Here is an 18,234-nt window from a genome sequence, read left to right on the forward strand (position 1 = left end):
CAGAAGCTTATTCGCGACCACCGCGATGGCATTTCGGTAGCAGCCCGCATGACAGTTGCCTCGGCCATCGAGGACTGGCTGGAGTTCGGTCTGGCCGGCCGGTCCGCGAAGACCATCACCACGTGCCGGATCCTGGCCAACGGACATGTCATCCCGGACTTGGGCGCCAGAAAGGTGCAGGAGCTCACAGCCGAGGACGTCGACCGATGGCTCAAGCGGAAGTCACCCGACCTGAGCCGCGCCACCCTGCAGCGCGTCCTCTCCATCCTGCGTCGAGCCCTGTCTCGCCAAGTGGCACGTGACCGGCTCCGACGAAACGTCGCGTTGCACTGCGAGGTCCCACAGGGACGAGAAGGGCGCCCGTCCAGAGCGCTGACCTTCGACCAAGCTGCGGCCGTGCTGGCCGCGGCGCGTGGAACGGACATGAATGCCTACATCACGCTCAGCCTCGTCACGGGCGCCCGGACCGAGGAACTGCGCGCCCTGACCTGGGCTCACCTGGACCTGACTGGCGACCTCGCCTCGCAGCCACCCCGGCCGCCGACCATCCAGGTCTGGCGGTCGGTGCGTGAAACAGGTGACACCAAGACCAAGCGGTCACGACGGACCCTGCGGTTGCCCGCCGTCGCCGTCGACGCGCTCACGCCTCACAGGCAGGAGCAGGACCGTCGCAGGGAGGCAGCCGGTGACAGCTGGACCGACAACGACCTCGTCTTCTGCACCGATTCCGGGCTCGCCCTGGACTCGGCGAACGTCCGCCGCGCCTTCCGCAGCGTCGTGCGCCGAGCTGGCCTGGACGACGGGACGTGGACACCCCGCGAACTACGGCACAGCTTCGTCTCGATCCTGTCCGAGGCAGGAGTCCCCCTGGAGGAGATCGCCCGGCTCGTCGGCCATCGAAGCACCACGGTCACCGAGGCGGTCTACCGAAAGCAGCTCAGACCCGTGCTGACCGAGGGCGCTGAGGCCATGGACCGCATCTTCATGTCCGAGGACGTCCGCCCACGTCCGGACTCCCTTTCGACACCGGAATCGGCCTCGAAATCGGATCCTTAGTCAAGCAGTTAGTCAAGCATCGCCCTTGAGGGCCGATTCGAAGCCCTACAAAGAACAGCCCCTGACCGGCGTTTCCGCAGGTCAGGGGCTGTTTCGTACTGGTGGGCGATACTGGGTTTGAACCAGTGACCTCTTCCGTGTCAACGACTTTTACGCCGTCCGTGGCCGTCCATCGAAGTCCGTCTGAGCACGAACCACTCCCCCACCGTCCACCGACGTCCACCCAAATCCGCGCCCGTTGTCACTCACTTAGTCACGCACCCGGATCGCGCACTCGGCACCGTTCAAGCCGTAGCAGACCACTCGCTCGGGCTACCGATCCCAGGGACAAATTCGCGAACGGGACCCGCACCGCCCGCAAATGCCGCGTGCTACGGCCGGGTCTGCCCGCCCGCCTTGACCCGTGAGCTTCTGAACCCGGGAACCTCAAAGAGCTGGTGTGCAGATCTCGACAACGCCAACCTGCGTGACAGCCGGTGTGGACCGCCCCTTCCATTGCCGCGGCTACGTCGTCGCTGCCCCTATGCCCCAACTTCCGGATCTGCCAGCTTGCGACTGCGCACGGCCCGCGAAGGCGGGTTGCCTGCCGCCGATCTCGCACAGAGGCGCCTCATGGCATGTCAGGGGTCGTAAGACCTTCGTCTCATTGCCGCCAACACTTGGGGCGCGGACGCTGGAGGGACGCGAGTTCGATCTAGGAGGCCCGCATGAACCATGACTCTCGCTCCCCGTCAGGGCGTAGGGACCTGCGTCTCGTTGCAACACCACCGGTTGAAAGCGAACAGTTGAGCGACCTCATCGAAGCCGTTGTCCTGCTGCACCGCGAGGTGTCTGAACCGCTAGGCCTCCTACGGGGTGCGAGCACGCCCGTCGCCCCCATCACCTCGATTCAAGAGGCGCTTACGTCGATCGACTCACTCATCAAGGCCGCATGCCAGATCCGTCGACTCCGCCCCGTGTCCTCGGTCTGACGGTGTACGGCTGCGTCGTCGGGGCCCGCGCGGCAACGTCCGCGCCGCCGTGGAGGCCCTGTCGGCGCCCATGGGTCTGGCAGGCGTCGCGAGTCGTCGACGAACTGGTCATAGCCAGCGAACGGGGCGCTCCGCCGCTGGCGTCTGAGCGTGGGGAGCCCAAGGCGTCCGCCCGACCGAGTGACGGCCGTTGGTAGACGCTCAGGGCATTGGGGAGGTTGTCCTTGTCCTTTCCTCACGTTCGTCAGCCGCTCCATGGACATGTCGTGTGGCGTCAAGACGGCGAACAGTGGTGTGGGCCCCTGCATGCCACCTGAGCGCCCGCGCGCCGGCGCGCGGACACCTCGCACGTGGCGGAGTCCAACGCGAGACGGACAACGAGCCCTTCAAACGGCGGCGAGCCTGGGACCGTCCCTGACTAGTTGGTCACGCGGTCCGGGCCCCGTCTGCTTCGCCGCGATCCCGGCGAATGCCGTCGGGGGCGGATATTCTGCAAAGGTGGCGCACACCGTCGCAAGCAGGCCTGTCCCGGAGGGGGAGACGTGGGCGCGGTCCGCGCTCTCGCGACTGGCGGACGTCCCGAGGGTCCACCGGGCCGGTCTGGCACTGGCCGAGGGTGGCGGACGACGGCTGCTGTTCACCGCCAGCGACCGCGACGACGGGCAGCGCGTCACCTGGTGTGAGATCGACGCATACGAGCACGTCCCCCTGACCCACACCGTGCGCACCGGCGAGGCCGTGTTCGGTTCGTTGGACGACCTTGCCGCCGGATATCAGGGGTTCGTCGACCACCAGGCCCCGCAGACGATGGCGCTGGCGTTCCTGCCCATCGTTGCGGCCGGTCACGTCCAGGGCGGGTATGCACTGTTCTTCGACGCACCCCAGTCCTTCGACCAGAAGCAACTGGCCGAGCTCGAGGACCTCGGAACGCAGTTGGGCGCGGACCTGCGCCGCGTGCAGCGCACCACCACCCATGCCAGCAGGTCCCTGGACGCGGAGCCGGTACCGGACGACGCACAAGCGGCGACGTACTCAGTCGCGCCCGACCCTCGAGCCGTCGCTCACGCCCGCCACTTCGCGCACAGCACCCTCACGTCCTGGGGCGTCGACGAGGGCACCGTCAGCAACGCGGTCCTGTGCCTGAGCGAGCTGGTCACCAACGCACTGCTCCACACCGACGCCGGATGCGAAGTCCGCGTCATGCTCGACCAGGGCGTGCTGACCGCGACCGTTCGTGACAGCGGCTCAACGGTCGTGGTAAACCCCAGCAACGTCACACGGGAGCCGTTGGCCGTCCACGGTCGTGGACTTCAGCTCGTGGACGCGTTCTCGACAAGGTGGGGCTCCCAACTGGACGCAGCCGGGATGAGCGTCTGGTTCACACTCGAGCCGGCGAACGTCGGCCTTGGTCGAGCCGCCGACCAGATAGGCCGGTAGATGGGATGCGCACTCAGACACGGTGTGAGGCCCGTCGCCCAATGCTGACGAACGAGGGCAACCTCCCCCACGGACCGGTCGGGTTCGGCAACCGTTCTAGGGCGCAGGGTGCGCGGTCAGTCCCTAACATGGGGCGGTGAACCTGCTGCCACACCTACCGCTCTTGGGCGAGTTGCTCGTCTTCGTCGGAGCTGCCGCACTCATCTGGGTCGCCGGCATCCCGCTGTCGAACTACACAGACATCTTGGCCGACCGCCTCCACCTCGGGCAGGCTCTGGGCGGCCTCATCCTCCTGGCCGTGGCCACGAACCTGCCCGAGATCGCCATCACGTACAGCGCGGCGGCCAGCGGTAAGCCCGATGTGGCAGTGAGCAACATCCTCGGAGGCATCGCCATCCAGACCGTGGTCCTGGTCGCCCTTGACGCGTTCGGCGTGCGCGAACGTCGACCGTTGACCTACCAGGCGGCGAGCCTGACCTTGGTCGTCGAGGGTGCCATCGTGCTCGCCGTCCTGGTCGTGGTCGTCATGGGAACCCAGCTGCCCAAGAACCTGGTCTTCGCCCGGCTCAGCCCCGACGTCGTGCTCATTGCTCTGGTCTGGGTCGGCGGTCTGATGCTCACCCAACGAGCCGGTGGGAAGCTGCCGTGGTCGAACAGCGGCGAGGCGCCCGACAGCCAACCCAAGCCACGCGGTCACTCCCAGAAGTCTCGCTCGGACGAAGCGACCCGCAAAGGCGTCAGCACCACGCGCGTCATCCTCATCTTCGGTGCCGCAGCCGTCGCCACGCTGGTGGCCGGTGCGGTCCTCGAACAATCCGGTACCGCGGCCGCCGACCAGGTGGGCCTCTCAGGGGCCCTGTTCGGTGCCACCGTCCTCGCAGCGGCCACCTCCCTGCCAGAGCTCAGCACCGGACTGGCCGCGACCAGGCAAGGCGACTACAAACTCGCATTCGGTGACATCTTCGGGGGCAACGCATTCCTGCCCGTCCTGTTCCTCCTCGCCGTCCTCGTGTCCGGGAAGGCGGTGCTGCCCAACGCGCACGCCGCCGACATCTACCTGACCGGGCTCGCAGCACTGCTGACTGTCGTGTACATGGCAGGCCTGCTCTTCCGGCCGGCCAAGCAGCACGCCCGATTGGGTATCGACAGCATCGCAGTCCTGTTGCTGTACGTCGTCGGAGTCACCGGTCTGGTCGTCCTGCCGCAGTAGCTCAACGCAGACAGCAACGTTCGGTGCCTTACAAGCCAGCGCATTCGCTCGGCGCGACTCAGCAGTGACGCATCAGCGTCAGCGCCGAACGAGCCGTCTGCGCACGCGGCGGACGGTGACGGAGTCGTATGCCATTGCCTCAGGGCGCACGGCAATTGCGAGAAGGCGCCGGTCGTACTCAGCCACGTCGAGACCCCAGCGCTGGGCGACCACTTGGTCCTTGACGCCAGCGTGACGCCACCATTCCCGTTCGAAGTCAAGGATGTCCATGTCCATATCGGTCATGTGAATCCCTTCTGGAACAGTTCGAAGCCGAGCGCTTGGTATCCCTGTACCCCGTGGTTGCCTCCTCAATCCAGCTGGAGCCTGCCTTCACAACAGCCAAGGACCTGGATCCATCACCGTGGTGCATCCGAGGTCACCACCCAGTCGGTGCCGACCGAACACCACGCTGACCACTTGGAGCCGGCCCATCTCCAGTCCCGCGCGTTCGAACGGGCGGGCTCCTAGCCCCCGGGGACAGTACCCAGGGTGGTCCTGGCCGTGTCGACCACCACGGCCCCAGCAGGTCACTGTGCAGGTGGCTGCCTGATGGTCGTGTGAGCTCAGGGTGATCCGGGCTCGTCCCGGACTCGGCGAACGTCAGGGGCAAGCCCTGAGTCACCGCACCACGACGCGGTGGGTCCCGTCGACTCGCCGGGTCCATCCACGGCCGTCGAGGTGCTCGAGCAACGGCACCGCCACGCGTCGTGTGGTGTCGAGCGCCTGTCGGGCTTCGCTGAGCGTGAAGGGCTGGGCAAGCCCCGCCAGCACCCGCATCGCCTTGGCTGGTGCGTCGGGGGCGAGCAGGACACCGTCGGACAACCGCAGAAGGCGCCCCGACCGCACGGCTGCGGCGACCTCTCGTGGCCCGAGCCCGGCCGCCGCCAGGTCCGGTTGCTCGGGCGCGGCGAACGGCGCCTGCTGCAGTCGTGCCTCCAGCTCCTGCAACCCGCGTTCGGCCGCGCCCATGGCGGCTCGCACACCGGGGAGCCAGACCCGTCCTTGGTGGAGCTCCAGTCCGGCCCGCTCGACGACATCCGGCAGCAGCGTCCGGTCGGGGACCCCAGCGGCGAGCCGCGCTGCCTCGGTCGTGAGGCTGGGTTCGAGGGGTTCGGCGGCCGCCTGCTGCTGCACGCAAGCGATCAAGGCGTCTGCCCAGCGGTGCAACGCCGACCCCGACACCAGCCACGTGCCACGCTTCAGGACCTTCGCGTCGTCAGACGAGTCGGGGATGCCGAGCGCGGCGGCATCCGCAACGAGCATCGCGCCGCGACGCTCGACCTCCGACAGCAGCTCGGGGACGCCGGTGGCCGATGCGAGCTCCGCACCACGTCGAGCCGCGGCCCCCCGGCGCCGAAGCTCGGGGGGATCTGCGTCCAGCACTAGGGCACCACCGATGATCCGTTGCGCACCGGCGTCACGCAGGATCAGCCGGTCCCCCGCGACCAGTGGGAGCGGCATCGAGAGCGTCAGACGCACCGTGTCGTCGCCGAGCGGTCGCACGTGGACCGCCACCGCCGCGGTGCCGGCGTGAAGAGTCAGGTGATTCGGCAGGTCACCAGACGACTGGCCGCCCATACGCACGTCCAGCACCGACGTCATGCGCCAGGCGTCGGGGGTGAGGAGCAGGTCACCACGCGCGACGTCGGACACCGCCACTCCACGGAGGTTCACCGCCACTCGAGCCACAGGGAGGACCCGGTCACGAGGTTGACCCAGGGACTCCAGCCCGCGGACCCGGGCTCGGCGGTTACCGACCTGGAGCTCGTCTCCGATCGAGATACCTCCCCGCGACAGCGTGCCGGTGACCACGGTCCCGCTGCCGCGGATGCTGAAGGCCCTGTCCACCCAGAGACGGACACGGTCACCTGGTCGAGCTGGAGGCAGCCGGACGACCAGGCGCACCAGCGCGTCGGTGAGCTCGGTCATCCCGGCTCCGGTGCGGGCAGAGACGGCCACCGACTCGACGTCGCCCAAGCTGGTGGCAGAGAGCCGGTCGCGGGCGTCGAGCAGGGCCGGCGCGGGGTCGGCGAGATCGCTGCGGGTCACGACCAAGAGCCCGTGGGAGATCCCCAGCGCGTCGACCGCCGCGAGGTGCTCCTGCGACTGCCTTCGCCAGCCCTCGTCCGCAGCCACCACGAAGAGCACCGCGGAGGTGGGGCCCACTCCCGCCAGCATGTTCCCGATGAACCGCTGGTGACCCGGCACGTCGACGAAGGCCACCTGCTCGCCCGAGGGCAGGGTCGTCCACGCGTATCCCAGGTCGATGGTCAGCCCGCGGCGCCGCTCTTCGTCCCAGCGGTCCGGCTCGATCCCGGTCAGGGCCCGGACCAGCGCGGACTTGCCGTGGTCGACGTGCCCGGCCGTCGCGATCACGTGCACGCGGCGGACCTCCTGACGAGCTGATGGTGGCGGAGGTGGACGGGAATCGAACCCGCCAGACCGAGATGCTCGGTCTCACCGGTTTTGAAGACCGGGGGGACCACCAGGAACCCTGACACCTCCGTGGCCCACGGTAACGCGAGACCACAGTTCGACGCAGTGGAGGGTTCTGTCTGACCGCCCGGCCGAGGTGTGCGCACGCCAGCCCACCGACCTAGAGTCGCTGCATGACCTCCAGCGCCGCCCGCCCCAGGTTGACGCAGTTCGCCCACGGGGGTGGCTGTGCCTGCAAGATCCCCCCCGGGGAGCTCGAGGACATGGTCCGCGGCCTGACCGGTATGGCGTCCCCCGACCTTCTCGTCGGACTCGATGACGGGGACGACGCTGCCGCCGTTCGCGTGGAGGGTGGTATGGCGGTCCTCGCGACCGCGGACTTCTTCACGCCGGTCGTCGACGACGCCTACGACTGGGGAAGGATCGCGGCGGCCAATGCGCTCTCCGACATCTACGCCATGGGGGGACGGCCTGTCGTCGCCGTCAACCTGCTGGGCTGGCCACGTGACGTGCTGCCGCTAGAGCTGGCGGCTGAGGTCCTGCGCGGCGGCCTCGACGTCGGCCGGATGGCCCGGTGCCCGGTCGCGGGTGGGCACAGCATCGACGACCCTGAGCCGAAGTACGGGATGGCCGTCACCGGGATCGGTGACCCGGACCGGTTGCTGCGCAACGACGCTGCCCGCGCGGGCACCCCCATCTCGCTGACCAAGCCGCTCGGTGTGGGCATCCTCAACAACCGCCACAAGACGACGGGTGAGTCCTTTCCCCAAGCCGTCGAGTCGATGGCGGCCCTCAACGAGGCCGCCTCCGTCGCCGCCTTGGCCGCCGGCATCGAGGCAGCGACCGACGTCACCGGGTTCGGCCTGCTCGGGCACCTCTACAAGATGGCTCGCGCGTCAGGGGTCACTGCCGTGGTCGACTCCGCGGCGATCCCCTACCTCGACGGCGCCCGCGAGTCCCTGGCGGACGGGTTCGTGCCCGGTGGGAGCCGACGCAACCTCGACTGGGTCCACCCCCACCTCGCTGCCAGCGTCCGCGACGACGAGCTCGTCCTGTTGGCCGACGCCCAGACCAGCGGTGGGTTGCTCCTGGCTGGCGAGATCCCCGGCGCACCCGTCGTGGGCGAGTTCGTGCCTCGTGGCGAGTTCGTCCTGCACGTCCGATGACGACGCCACGGACAGTTGCCGCGGTCGACCGGCTCGGCGGCGTCATCATCGACCGCACGGTGCTGGAGTGGCCCCTGGACCCCACCTGTAGCTGGCGGATCCCCGAAGCAGACGACCCCGATCGGGTGGTCGTGGTCGTCTGCCGTCAGGGATTCAGCTCCAGCCTCGCCGCCGCGTCGTTACGGGCCATCGGCATGCGTCGCGCCACCGACCTCGAGGGTGGGGTGGAGGCGTGGCTCGCGGCCGGCCTGCCCGTGCACGACGAGCCGGCCGACGTTCGCGAGTAGGTCAGGGCCGCTGGCCAGGGTCCGTTCAGGCGCGCCCGGCCGCCACCCGGTCGTCGGCAGGCTTCCTCGTGATCAGCGGCACCGCCAGCGCCACGAGGGCGATGATGCCCACGACGCTGAAGCCGAGCGTGTACGCCTTGTTCTCACCGATGAGCTTGGAGATGAGCAGTGGCCCGACGACGCCCCCGATGCTCCACCCGATGAGCATGAGCCCGTAGATGGCACCAGCGTTCTTCACGCCGAAGAAGCGGCCGGCGGTCGACGGCATCGTCCCGAAGGCCCCGCCGTAGCAGGTGTAGATCAGCGCCGCGAGCACCGCGAACATGGCGACCGACGAGGCGTGCGGAATGAGGATGAGGCAGACACCCTGGATGCCGAGGATGCCCATGAACGCGGGCATCTTGCCGATCCGGTCGGACAACCAGCCCCACAGGACGCGCCCCGCCCCGTTGAAGAGCCCGAGCGCCCCCACGAGCGTTGCCGCCCCTGCGGCAGAGAGGCCGGTGATGTCGCTGGCGCTACCTGCGGCGACGGAGATCAGGGAGATGCCGGCCACCACGCTCAAGGTGAGGATCGCGGTGAGGAGGTACCACTGGGGGGTGCTCAGCGCCTCGTTGGCGGTGAAGTCACGGGTGCTGGAGACGATTTCAGCGCCGTGGGCGTCGGCCGCCGGGACGGGCGCCTCGTAGCCAGGGGGCTGGTAGCCCTGCGGAGGGTTCCGGAACTGGCTCGCACCGATGAGGATGGCGACGAGGTAGCCGATGCCGAGCGGGAGAAAGGCCTTCGTCGGCATGTCCGGGGTGTTGTTGATGAGGCTCTGGCCCACGGGAGCGGTGATCACCGCGCCGAACCCGAAGCCCGCCACGGCGATGCCGGTGATGAGGCCCGGCTTGTCGGGGAACCACTTCTGCAGCATGGCGATCGGCACGATGTAGGCCATGCCCAGCCCGAAGCCACCGAGGATGCCGTAGCCGAGCACGAGCAGCCAGAACGAGTCGCCGGTCGCGAACGACGCCAGCACCACGCCGATGCTGTAGATGACACCGCCGGCGAGGGCGACGGTTCTCGGGCCGCGCCGGTCCTGGATGCGGCCGCCGATGTAGCTGCCGATGAAGATCATCCCGATGGCGACCTCGAACGGGACCGTCGCCTGGGACTTGGACCAGCCGAAGGCCTGGTGGCTCTGCAGTGCCTTGGAGAACACGCTCCACGCGTACACCGCGCCGATGGCCAGCTGTACCAGCACTCCTGCGACGAGGATCAGCCATCGGTTGCCCGAGGTGTGCTCGGTCCTCTCGGTGCGGGTCTGGCTCATTGGGCCTCCTGGTGTCTGTGACGTCATTGACGTCCCGTGGTGATGGAGTCGTGGGTGACTCCCTCGCTCCTGCGTCGCTCCAGTCGCTCGCGCTGGGGAGTGACCGTGTATCGCGGGTCCTTCGCTGAGTGGATGCCCGCTTCGAAGACTCCGAAACGTGTGCACACCGATCCGGCCATGAGCGCGAGCCCGCTGACCGCGGCTGCGGACCGGTTGCCGCCGAGGGCGGCCGCGCCGAGCGCTCCGCCGAGGGTGAGGATCTTGCTCGCCCGCAGGAGCGAGCCGGGCCGGCCTTGGTGCAGGGGTTCGGCCACGACGTCACCCATGGCGCGCTCCATGCGCTCCAGGGCCGCCATCTCCACGGCAGCGCCAATGACGGCCAGCTTGCGGGCCGGGCCTGTCTGGCTGGAGGGCGTGGTGAGCAACGCCAAGCCGGCGGCTGCGGCGTTGGCCGACCCCACGAAGACGAAGGGCAGCTCACGGTAGGACTCGTGCCACGTCGGGGTCGCGGTGTCCGCGAGCAGGACCGCCGTGTATGCCGCGAGCGGCGGTGCGAACAACGCGGACCCCACTGTCGCGACGGGGTCCGCGACCCGTCGCGCGCGACCCAAGGTCGAGTCGTCGTCGACGAGGTGGCGACCCGCCTCGGTCGCCACGGCCAGGCCGGCGAAGGCTCCGAACGCCGACAGGATCCACGAGCCCACGGACATCGGGGAGGTCAGCTTGACGGTGCGCATCATGTTCAGCGCCCTGCGGGGCTTGCCGAGGTCGCGGACCAGCGCGAGGCCCCCCGCAGCGACGGCGGCGATCGCGGCATACCGGCTGTTGCGGCGCAGTGTGGGCAGGTCTCGCGCCACGGCACCGGCACCCAGCAAGCCGGACCCGGCGGCGAGGCCACCGAGGAAGATGTAGGCGGGGATGTCCGCTTCCCACGGCGCCGGCTTGACGACCTGCCGGCCGTAGTAGCTGTCGAACTTCACGTCGGGCACCATGAGCGACTCATCGCGCCGTCGCCCACCGGCCGCCTTGCGTCGCCGTCCGCGACGATCGGGCTCGGGCGGCCGATCCGCGTCGAACGCGTTGACGGTCACTTGCGTCCTCCCACGAAGGCACCTGCGGCCATGACCAGCATGGCGACCGCCGCCATACCGGCCTTGCGGTACATGTCCGGCAGGTCGGCCGTGGTGACGACCGGGTCCGGGGGCAGGCCGTACACCTCGGGTTCGTCGAGGAGGAGGAAGACCGACCCGGTGCCACCGACGCCGTCGTGCTCGTTACCCCCGTAGACCCTCGCCTCGGTGAACCCGTTGTCGTGCAGCGCCGCGACGCGTTCCTGCGCCTGCGCCTGCATCTCGTCGAGGTCACCGAACTTGATCGAGGTGGTCGGGCAGGCCTGCGCGCACGCGGGGGTCTGGTCGTGACCGATGCGGTCGTAGCAGAGCGTGCACTTCTGCGCGACGCCGACGTTCTTGACGGTGTCGTCCCCGTCGCGGCGCTCGATCACCCCGAAGGGACACGCGGCGACACAGTAGCCGCACCCGTTGCACACGTCGTCCTGCACCACGACGGTCCCGAACTCCGTGCGGAACAGGGCGCCGGTGGGACAGACATCCAGGCATGCGGCGTGGGTGCAGTGCTTGCACACGTCCGAGGACATCAGCCAGCGAAAGTCCGGGAGGGTGCCCAGCTCTCGGGCAGCGGTGGCCTGCGCTGTGGCGAAGGCAGTGTCGGTCCCGTTCCCGGACGGTGTCACCGGCGCCCCGATCGCTGGCATGCCCAGGTCGACGAGCTTGCGCCCGGACTCCCTCGCCTCCTCGATGCGATCGCCGGACTGCTCGATGAACGCCACGTGACGCCAGGTGCTGGCGCCGAGGGAGCCGGTGTTGTCGTAGGACGAGCCGAGCAGGTCCAGGTCACCGTCCTGCGGGAGGGCGTTCCACTCCTTGCAGGCGACCTCACATGCCTTGCAACCGATGCAGATCGAGGTGTCGGTGAAGAACCCCTTGCGCGGCTGCTCGTCCTCCCACCCCGCGTCGCGCGCTGGGTCGGTCGGGCCGGTCAGCTGGTTGTGCCAGAACCCCATCAGGTGCCGTCCTCGGTGGTCTTGAGCTGGTTGGAGGTCTCCACGGTCACTCCTGCGCGCGACTGGTACTCGTGCACCAGACGCAGCAGCGCCTCGCCCTCGGGGCGGCGACCGGGCTGGATGTCGCACGAGCCCGCTTTCGACTCCTGGATCTGCACGTTCGGGTCCAGGGCGACGCCGAGCAGGTCGTTGGCGCTGTCACCGGAGACCAGCGCCTCCTTGCCCACCCCCCAGTGGTAGGGCAGGCCGACCTGGTGCAGGGTCCTGCCGCTGATGACCAAGGGGGTCATGCGCTCGGTGACGAGGACGCGCGCCTCGATGGCGGAGCGGGCCGAGACGATGGTCGCCCAACCACCGTTGACGAGTCCACGCTCCTCGGCGAGCTCAGGTGAGACCTCGCAGAAGAACTCCGGCTGGAGCTCGGCCAGATAGGGCAGCCACCTGCTCATGCCACCTGCGGTGTGGTGCTCGGTGAGCCGGTACGTCGTGAAGACGAACGGGTAGACCTCCGAACCCGGTGCCGTGCCGGACGGGCTCCACAGGTTGTCCTTGCGGGGGAACACGCGTCGGGCAGGGTTGCTCTGCTGGCGGTAGAGCGGGTTCTGGACCGGGGACTCCTGTGGCTCGTAGTGCGTCGGGAGCGGGCCGTCGAGCATGCCCTTCGGCGCGAACAGCCAGCCCTTGCCGTCGGCCATCATGACGAACGGGTCGTCACCGGCGAGGCCGGCAGGTCCGCCCGTGCCCGGCTCGGGCCGGTACGACGGCGCCGTGGTCTTGACGAAGTCCGGGGTGTCTAGCCCGGTCCAGGTCTGGTTCTCCTCGTCCCACCACACGTACTTCTTGCGCTCGCTCCACGGCTTGCCCTCGGGGTCGGCCGAGGCCCGGTTGTACAGGATGCGACGGTTGTCGGGCCAGGCCCAGCCCCACTCCTGCGCGACCGGGCTCTGCTCGCGACCCGGCTTGCGGTTGGCCGCGCGGTTGACGCCCTTGGCGTACACCCCGGAGTAGATCCAGCACCCGGAGCTCGTGGACCCGTCGGCCTTGAGGTCGGTGTACATGTCGGCCAGCTCGCCGGCCCGCTCACCAGACAGGTGGCGGCCGTTGATCTCCTGTAGGACCGCCTCGCCACTGATCTCACCGTCCTCGTTGAGCGGGTAGTCCCAGGTGAGGTCGAGCAGGGGCCGGTCGCGCGGGTCGTCGGAGTCGGCCAGCCGCTCCCGGATCCGCTTGCCGAGCTCGAAGAAGAAGCCCAGCTCGCTCTGGCAGTCACCCGGCGGGTTGACCGCCTTGTGCCGCCACTGCAGGAGCCGTTGGGTCTGCGTGAACGACCCTGCCTTCTCGACGTGCGAGGCCGGTGGAAGGAAGAAGACCTCGGTACCGATCTTCTCGGTCTCCAGCTCACCCGTGGCGATCTCGGGCGCGTCCTTCCAGAACGTCGCCGACTCGATCATGTTGAGGTCGCGCACCACGAGCCACTTCAGCTCGGCCAGGGCCAGGCGCTGCATCCGGCCGTGGGCGGACCCGACGGCGGGGTTCTGTCCGAGCAGGAAGTACCCCTCGACCTCGCCGTCCTTCATCGCCATGGTCGTCTGGTACGTGCCGTGGGCACCGCTGAGCCTGGGCAGGTAGTCGTACGCCCAGTTGTTCTCCTTCGTCGCGGCGTCGCCCCACCACGCCTTGAGCAGGCTCACGGCATACGCGTCGGCGTTGGCCCAGAAGCCCTTCTGCGCCTTGTTGGCGATTGCGGCGACGTAGTCGTCCCACGTGTCGTGGTTGCCGACCATCGGCATGGCGAGGTAGCCGGGAAGGATGTTGTAGAGGGTGGGGATGTCGGTGGAGCCCTGGATGCTGGCGTGGCCCCGCAGCGCCATGATGCCGCCGCCGGGACGTCCCATGTTGCCCAGCAACAGCTGGATGATGGCGGCGGTGCGGATGAACTGGGCACCGAGGGTGTGCTGGGTCCAGCCGACGGCGTAGCAGAACGCCGACGTACGGTCGCGCCCGCTGTTCTCGGTGAGCGCCCTGGCGACGTAGTGGAAGTCGTCGACGCTGACGCCGCAGACGTCGGCCACCATCTCCGGGGTGTAGCGCGCGTAGTGCCGCTTGAGGATCTGGAAGACCGTGTGGGGGTCCTGCAGGGTCTCGTCGCGCTTGACCCGCGCGTGCTCCAGCGCAGGGCCGCCCGAACCGTGCTCGTCGCCGGCTGAACGCTCGGACTTGCTGTGTCCGTGCTCGTGCCCGGCCGCAGGGCCGCCTATGGTGCCCGGGGAGGCGTCAGGGCCCTCGCCCTCGGTGGCGTACGCCCAGCTCGACGGGTCGTAGTTACCGAGCTCCTCGTCGTAGCCGGAGAAGAGCCCGTCGAGGTCCTCGGTGTCCTTGAACTCGTTGCCGACGATGGTGGCCGCGTTCGTGTACGCGACGACGTACTCCTTGAAGTACAGGTCATTGGCGAGGATGTGGTTGATCAGCGCGCCGAGGAACACGACATCGCTGCCCGCCCGGATCGGCACGTGCTTGTCGGCTGTGGCCGACGTGCGCGTGAAGCGCGGGTCGATGTGGATGACCTTGGCGCCCTTCAGGCGCGCTTCGGTCACCCACTGGTAGCCCACCGGGTGGCACTCGGCCATGTTGGAGCCCTGGATGATGATGCAGTCGGCGTTGGCCAGGTCCTGCACCTGCTGTGTCGCGCCACCGCGCCCGAACGAGGACCCCAGACTGGGGACCGTGGACGAGTGTCAAATACGAGCCTGGTTCTCGATCTGTATGGCGCCCGCAGCGGTGAACAGCTTCTTGATGAGGTAGTTCTCCTCGTTGTCGAGGGTGGCTCCTCCCAACGAGGCGATGCCCATCGTGCGGCGCAGCGGTCGTCCGTGCTCGTCGGTGTCCTGCCAGCCGTTGCGCCGGCTCTCGATGAACCGGTCGACGATCATGTCAATCGCGGTCTCTCGGTCGAGAGGTTCCCAGCTCGTGCCATGGGGACGGCGGTAGAGCACCTTGGTCTGGCGCCCAGGACTGTTGACCAGCTGTTCGCTGGCGGACCCCTTCGGGCACAGCCGCCCACGCGACACCGGCGAGTCCGGGTCACCTTCGATCTGCACGACGCGCTCGTCCTTGACGAAGACCCGCTGACCACAACCGACCGCGCAGTAGGGACAGACACTCTGCACGACGCGATCGGCCGTGGCCGTCCGGGGCTGCAGGGAGCGCGTCTTCTCGGAGGTCACCGCGGGTCCCCTGGCCAAAAGGTCACCAGCACGAACCTGTCGCACCACCGGCCAGGACAAAAACGTCCGCTTCGGATCCATCGTCACTCCTGTGCATTCGAACCTGACTCGACGATGCCACACCTGAGCCCGCTTGGGAATCTCATCGGACTCCATGGATCAGTCGATCCCGTGCTGGCAGGGAAGGCAGCCGATGCCCCTCGTCGCCCCGCTCTAGACCGGCCCTGTCACCCGAGCTGCGGAGCGGTTGGACGTGTCGCGGAAGACCAGTCCCCCCTACTTTCCCCCGCACCCACCCGGACACATTCGCGTGGTCAAGCAGTCAGTCAAGCAGGCTCAACCTCGTGGCGAGGTCGGTCAACGACGTCACCTCAATGTCCGCACGATCGAAGAAGGTCGGGTACGGCGTGGCTTCGCGGTTCACGTACGCCGTCCTGAGCCCTGCCTGACGACCGCCATGTATGTCCCAGGGATGAACGGCCACCAGCATCGCGTCTCCAGCAGCGACACCACACACCTCCAGTGCGTACACATACGCAGCGCGTGCAGGCTTCCATGTGGGCGCGTCCTGGACGGACAACAACCGCTCGAAGCTGTCCGCAATGCCGTTGCGCTCGAGAAGCCCCTCGGCCACAGCTGTCCCACCGTTGCTCAGCGTCACCAAGCGGATGCCGGCAGCGGCCAGCGTCCTGACGCCATCGATCACGTCGGCGTGGACGGGCAACGAGGTGAACTTCTGCATGACCTCCCGCACCGCCTGGCCCACGTCATCGACCCCTTGAGTCGTCAGCATTCCCGTCAGCGACGTTGCGGCAAGGTCAGCGAAGTCGGGGTTCGTGCCACCGACGGTCAATGCGAACCCATCACGCAGCAGCGAGGCGAACCACGTACCGGCCAGCGCGGACGGCGCACCGACAGCCGCGAAATGGTCCGCCATACCGCTCATGTCCGACAGCGTCTCGTTGACGTCGAAGACCACCACTTGTGGCCGCAGCGAGGATGAGCCGGAGGCAGGCGGGTGTGCACCCGGCCGCGCGGACCGCTCGCCGACCATCGTCAGGGTCGTGTCGTCAGCTGAGCCTGGCTTCATCGTTCTCTCCTTCGTGGCTGAACCTGTGGACGAACTCCACGATCCATGCCAGCGGCACGGATCCTGCCCGCATCTAGGCTGGCACGCCAGCGGCGCACCCCGCGACCGGAGCCGAGCCCCTCGTTCGAGGCGAAAGCAGTTCGTCTTTCGTCCCGGCCGGTCGACCCAAAGCAGATGGGCCTCACCCACCCAGCGGGGTCGTGAGCGCCCTGAGTCAGTCCCTGCATCGGGCTCGCTCGAGCCATGAACCCAAGGTCAGCACCAGCACGTGCCGGCGACGCGGCGACGTGTCGGACGTCGTCGAGCCGATACTCCCCGAGACCACCGATGTCAGGCCCCCTGGTACACCAGCGGCGACAAGCGGACCACGTCAAAGATGGTCACCGGTTCGCCGGAGCAGACGCTGTATGCCGTGTGGCTGCCTTGGTCACGAGCGGGGCTGGCAGCTCGACCTCACCGAGCCCGGTCATGACCCGGCGGCCTCCGCTGCATCGGTGGAGGATTCGGCGATCCGCTTGATCGCCCGAAGGGTCGCTGGGATGCCGTCGATGGCTTGCTGCGTACGGTCGGCGATCTGAACGTGCGCGTCGTCGCCGAACTTCTCCTCGAACATGGCGATCCCCCCGGGTAGGAAATCCCAGGACTCGGTGAGGGCGGTCCCTGTCTCCACCGGGGCCAGAGTGAACGACCAGCGGACGAAACTGCCACCCACCACCCATGCGAACTCGCGACCACGCTCAGCCGCCACGATCTCCGACCGGGTCTGCCAGGTCCGGTGCGGGAGCTCATTGTGCCCGGTGAACCAGGCACCGACCTGACCGGCCTCGACCTCGTCGTCCCACCAGCACGACCTGCAAACCGGGCTCCACTCCCCGGTGCGGGTGATGTCGGAGACCAGGTCGTAGAGCTGCTCGGCCGACGCCTTGACCGTGACGGTCTCCTGGTAACTGCGGATGCTGGTCTTCCTCAAGCCACCAGGCTCGGCGGGTGTCACTTCTTCTGCCGTCGGCTGCCGCCGTGCCAGTCCTCCTGCTTTCCGACCCTGTCGGCGTCACCTCCGAGGGCAACCAGCTGTGGCTGCTCGCGCAAGCTTCGCTTGAGCTCGGCGAAACCAGGGAAACGGGACAGTCCGACCACGTGGTCCCACAGCTCGACGGCCGACTCCTCGCGTGGCAGCCGGCTGATCACCGGCCCGAAGAAGGCCACACCGGCAGGAGGCTCGAAGTGGATGATGGGTGTGCCTACGTCCTTGCCCGTCAGAGAGAGCGCCTCGTCGGTCTCCTGCCGGATCTCGAGGTCCCACGACTCGTCGTCGAGGGCGTCCGCCAGATCGAGCGGCAGACCTGCCTCGGCGAGGATGGGCTCCACGAACTCACGTGTCCCGCGACGCTCACGCAGCTCGCCCTCACTTCGCGAGTCCTGCGGACCCGGAGCAGAGTCGAAGATGTGCGCCCCGAACGCGGCGTACAACGGCCCCATCGCCTCGCGCCCATGCTCGGCCCGTGCCCGGGCAGCCACCCGCAGGAGCCGAAGCCCGGCGGTGTGGCCGGCCTCGTACTCAGGTGGGAACTGCGCGTCATAGTCGACTTCGGCATTGATCAGGCGCAACGAGATGAACCGCCAGTCCACGGTGTAGTCGCGCTGGGACTGCACCTGACGCACCCACTTGCTGGTCATCCAGGCGAAGGGGCACACAGGGTCGAAGTAGAAGTTGATGTCGGCGTCCATTCATCCACCCTAGGAGGGCGGATTCGAAACGGCCAACAGGCGGGAGCGAACTTTCCGGGGCCCCTCGTGGCGAGCGACAGTTGAGCCGTGCGGTCCGCCCCTGCACGTCGTGTCACGCATGACGGCAATCTCCCCAGGGCCGGGAATCGTGGGAGCCTGTCCACACGTTCCGCACAAGGACACCAGGTC

The 18,234-nt window shown here is 68.3% G+C and carries 14 protein-coding genes and 1 tRNA gene; 5 read left to right on the forward strand and 10 right to left on the reverse strand.

Annotated elements, in window-relative coordinates; all coding sequences use genetic code 11:
- Positions 1–48 precede the first annotated feature (48 nt).
- From ASC58_RS04545 to ASC58_RS04555, 3 genes are all read left to right on the forward strand, one after another.
- The gene (locus tag ASC58_RS04545) at positions 49–1,056 is read left to right on the forward strand and encodes a tyrosine-type recombinase/integrase (RefSeq protein WP_056918518.1); all 1,008 of its coding nucleotides are present in this window, start codon (positions 49–51) and stop codon (positions 1,054–1,056) included.
- A 1,469-nt stretch (positions 1,057–2,525) separates the two neighbouring features.
- Complete coding sequence (locus ASC58_RS04550) at positions 2,526–3,464, forward strand: ATP-binding protein (protein ID WP_056918519.1); 939 nt, start codon at positions 2,526–2,528, stop codon at positions 3,462–3,464.
- Between the two features lie 136 nt (positions 3,465–3,600).
- Positions 3,601–4,674: a sodium:calcium antiporter gene (locus ASC58_RS04555; protein ID WP_235529103.1), complete on the forward strand. Its 1,074-nt coding sequence runs from the start codon at positions 3,601–3,603 to the stop codon at positions 4,672–4,674.
- Positions 4,675–4,752: 78 nt separating this feature from the next.
- Here ASC58_RS04555 and ASC58_RS04560 read toward each other — a convergent pair whose 3' ends face one another.
- From ASC58_RS04560 to ASC58_RS04570, 3 genes are all read right to left on the reverse strand, one after another.
- Positions 4,753–4,959 (reverse strand): DUF3263 domain-containing protein, encoded by a 207-nt coding sequence (locus tag ASC58_RS04560; protein WP_056918520.1) that lies wholly within the window; start codon positions 4,957–4,959, stop codon positions 4,753–4,755.
- Between the two features lie 375 nt (positions 4,960–5,334).
- Positions 5,335–7,098: a selenocysteine-specific translation elongation factor gene (selB, locus tag ASC58_RS04565; protein ID WP_056918521.1), complete on the reverse strand. Its 1,764-nt coding sequence runs from the start codon at positions 7,096–7,098 to the stop codon at positions 5,335–5,337.
- Positions 7,099–7,125: 27 nt separating this feature from the next.
- Positions 7,126–7,221: transfer RNA gene (locus ASC58_RS04570), tRNA-Sec, on the reverse strand.
- 104 nt (positions 7,222–7,325) lie between these two features.
- Here ASC58_RS04570 and selD point away from each other — a divergent pair.
- The gene (gene selD, locus ASC58_RS04575; protein ID WP_056918522.1) at positions 7,326–8,318 is read left to right on the forward strand and encodes a selenide, water dikinase SelD; all 993 of its coding nucleotides are present in this window, start codon (positions 7,326–7,328) and stop codon (positions 8,316–8,318) included.
- Positions 8,315–8,605, forward strand: a complete 291-nt coding sequence (locus tag ASC58_RS04580) for a rhodanese-like domain-containing protein (RefSeq protein ID WP_200947732.1) — start codon at positions 8,315–8,317, stop codon at positions 8,603–8,605. Before selD ends, ASC58_RS04580 begins: the two co-directional genes overlap by 4 nt.
- Positions 8,606–8,630: 25 nt before the next feature.
- Here ASC58_RS04580 and ASC58_RS04585 read toward each other — a convergent pair whose 3' ends face one another.
- From ASC58_RS04585 to ASC58_RS04620, 7 genes are all read right to left on the reverse strand, one after another.
- Positions 8,631–9,920, reverse strand: coding sequence for an OFA family MFS transporter (locus ASC58_RS04585; RefSeq protein WP_082552957.1), 1,290 nt, complete (start codon positions 9,918–9,920; stop codon positions 8,631–8,633).
- A 23-nt stretch (positions 9,921–9,943) separates the two neighbouring features.
- On the reverse strand, positions 9,944–11,011 hold the full coding sequence (gene nrfD / locus ASC58_RS04590; protein ID WP_056918523.1) for an NrfD/PsrC family molybdoenzyme membrane anchor subunit: 1,068 nt from the start codon (positions 11,009–11,011) through the stop codon (positions 9,944–9,946).
- Positions 11,008–12,003, reverse strand: a complete 996-nt coding sequence (locus ASC58_RS04595) for a 4Fe-4S dicluster domain-containing protein (RefSeq protein ID WP_056918524.1) — start codon at positions 12,001–12,003, stop codon at positions 11,008–11,010. The genes nrfD and ASC58_RS04595 overlap by 4 nt, the downstream gene beginning before the upstream one ends.
- On the reverse strand, positions 12,003–15,308 hold the full coding sequence (fdh, locus tag ASC58_RS04600; RefSeq protein WP_235529104.1) for a formate dehydrogenase: 3,306 nt from the start codon (positions 15,306–15,308) through the stop codon (positions 12,003–12,005). The genes ASC58_RS04595 and fdh overlap by 1 nt, the downstream gene beginning before the upstream one ends.
- Before the next feature lie 241 nt (positions 15,309–15,549).
- Complete coding sequence (locus ASC58_RS04610; RefSeq protein ID WP_200947734.1) at positions 15,550–16,317, reverse strand: haloacid dehalogenase type II; 768 nt, start codon at positions 16,315–16,317, stop codon at positions 15,550–15,552.
- Positions 16,318–16,783: 466 nt separating this feature from the next.
- Positions 16,784–17,311: an SRPBCC family protein gene (locus ASC58_RS04615; protein WP_235529105.1), complete on the reverse strand. Its 528-nt coding sequence runs from the start codon at positions 17,309–17,311 to the stop codon at positions 16,784–16,786.
- A complete protein-coding gene (locus ASC58_RS04620; RefSeq protein WP_056918526.1) occupies positions 17,308–18,045 on the reverse strand; it encodes a hypothetical protein in 738 nt (245 codons plus the stop codon). Before ASC58_RS04620 ends, ASC58_RS04615 begins: the two co-directional genes overlap by 4 nt.
- Between the last annotated feature and the right edge of the window lie 189 nt (positions 18,046–18,234).

This window comes from Phycicoccus sp. Root101 (assembly GCF_001426245.1).
Taxonomy (GTDB): Bacteria; Actinomycetota; Actinomycetes; order Actinomycetales; family Dermatophilaceae; genus Pedococcus.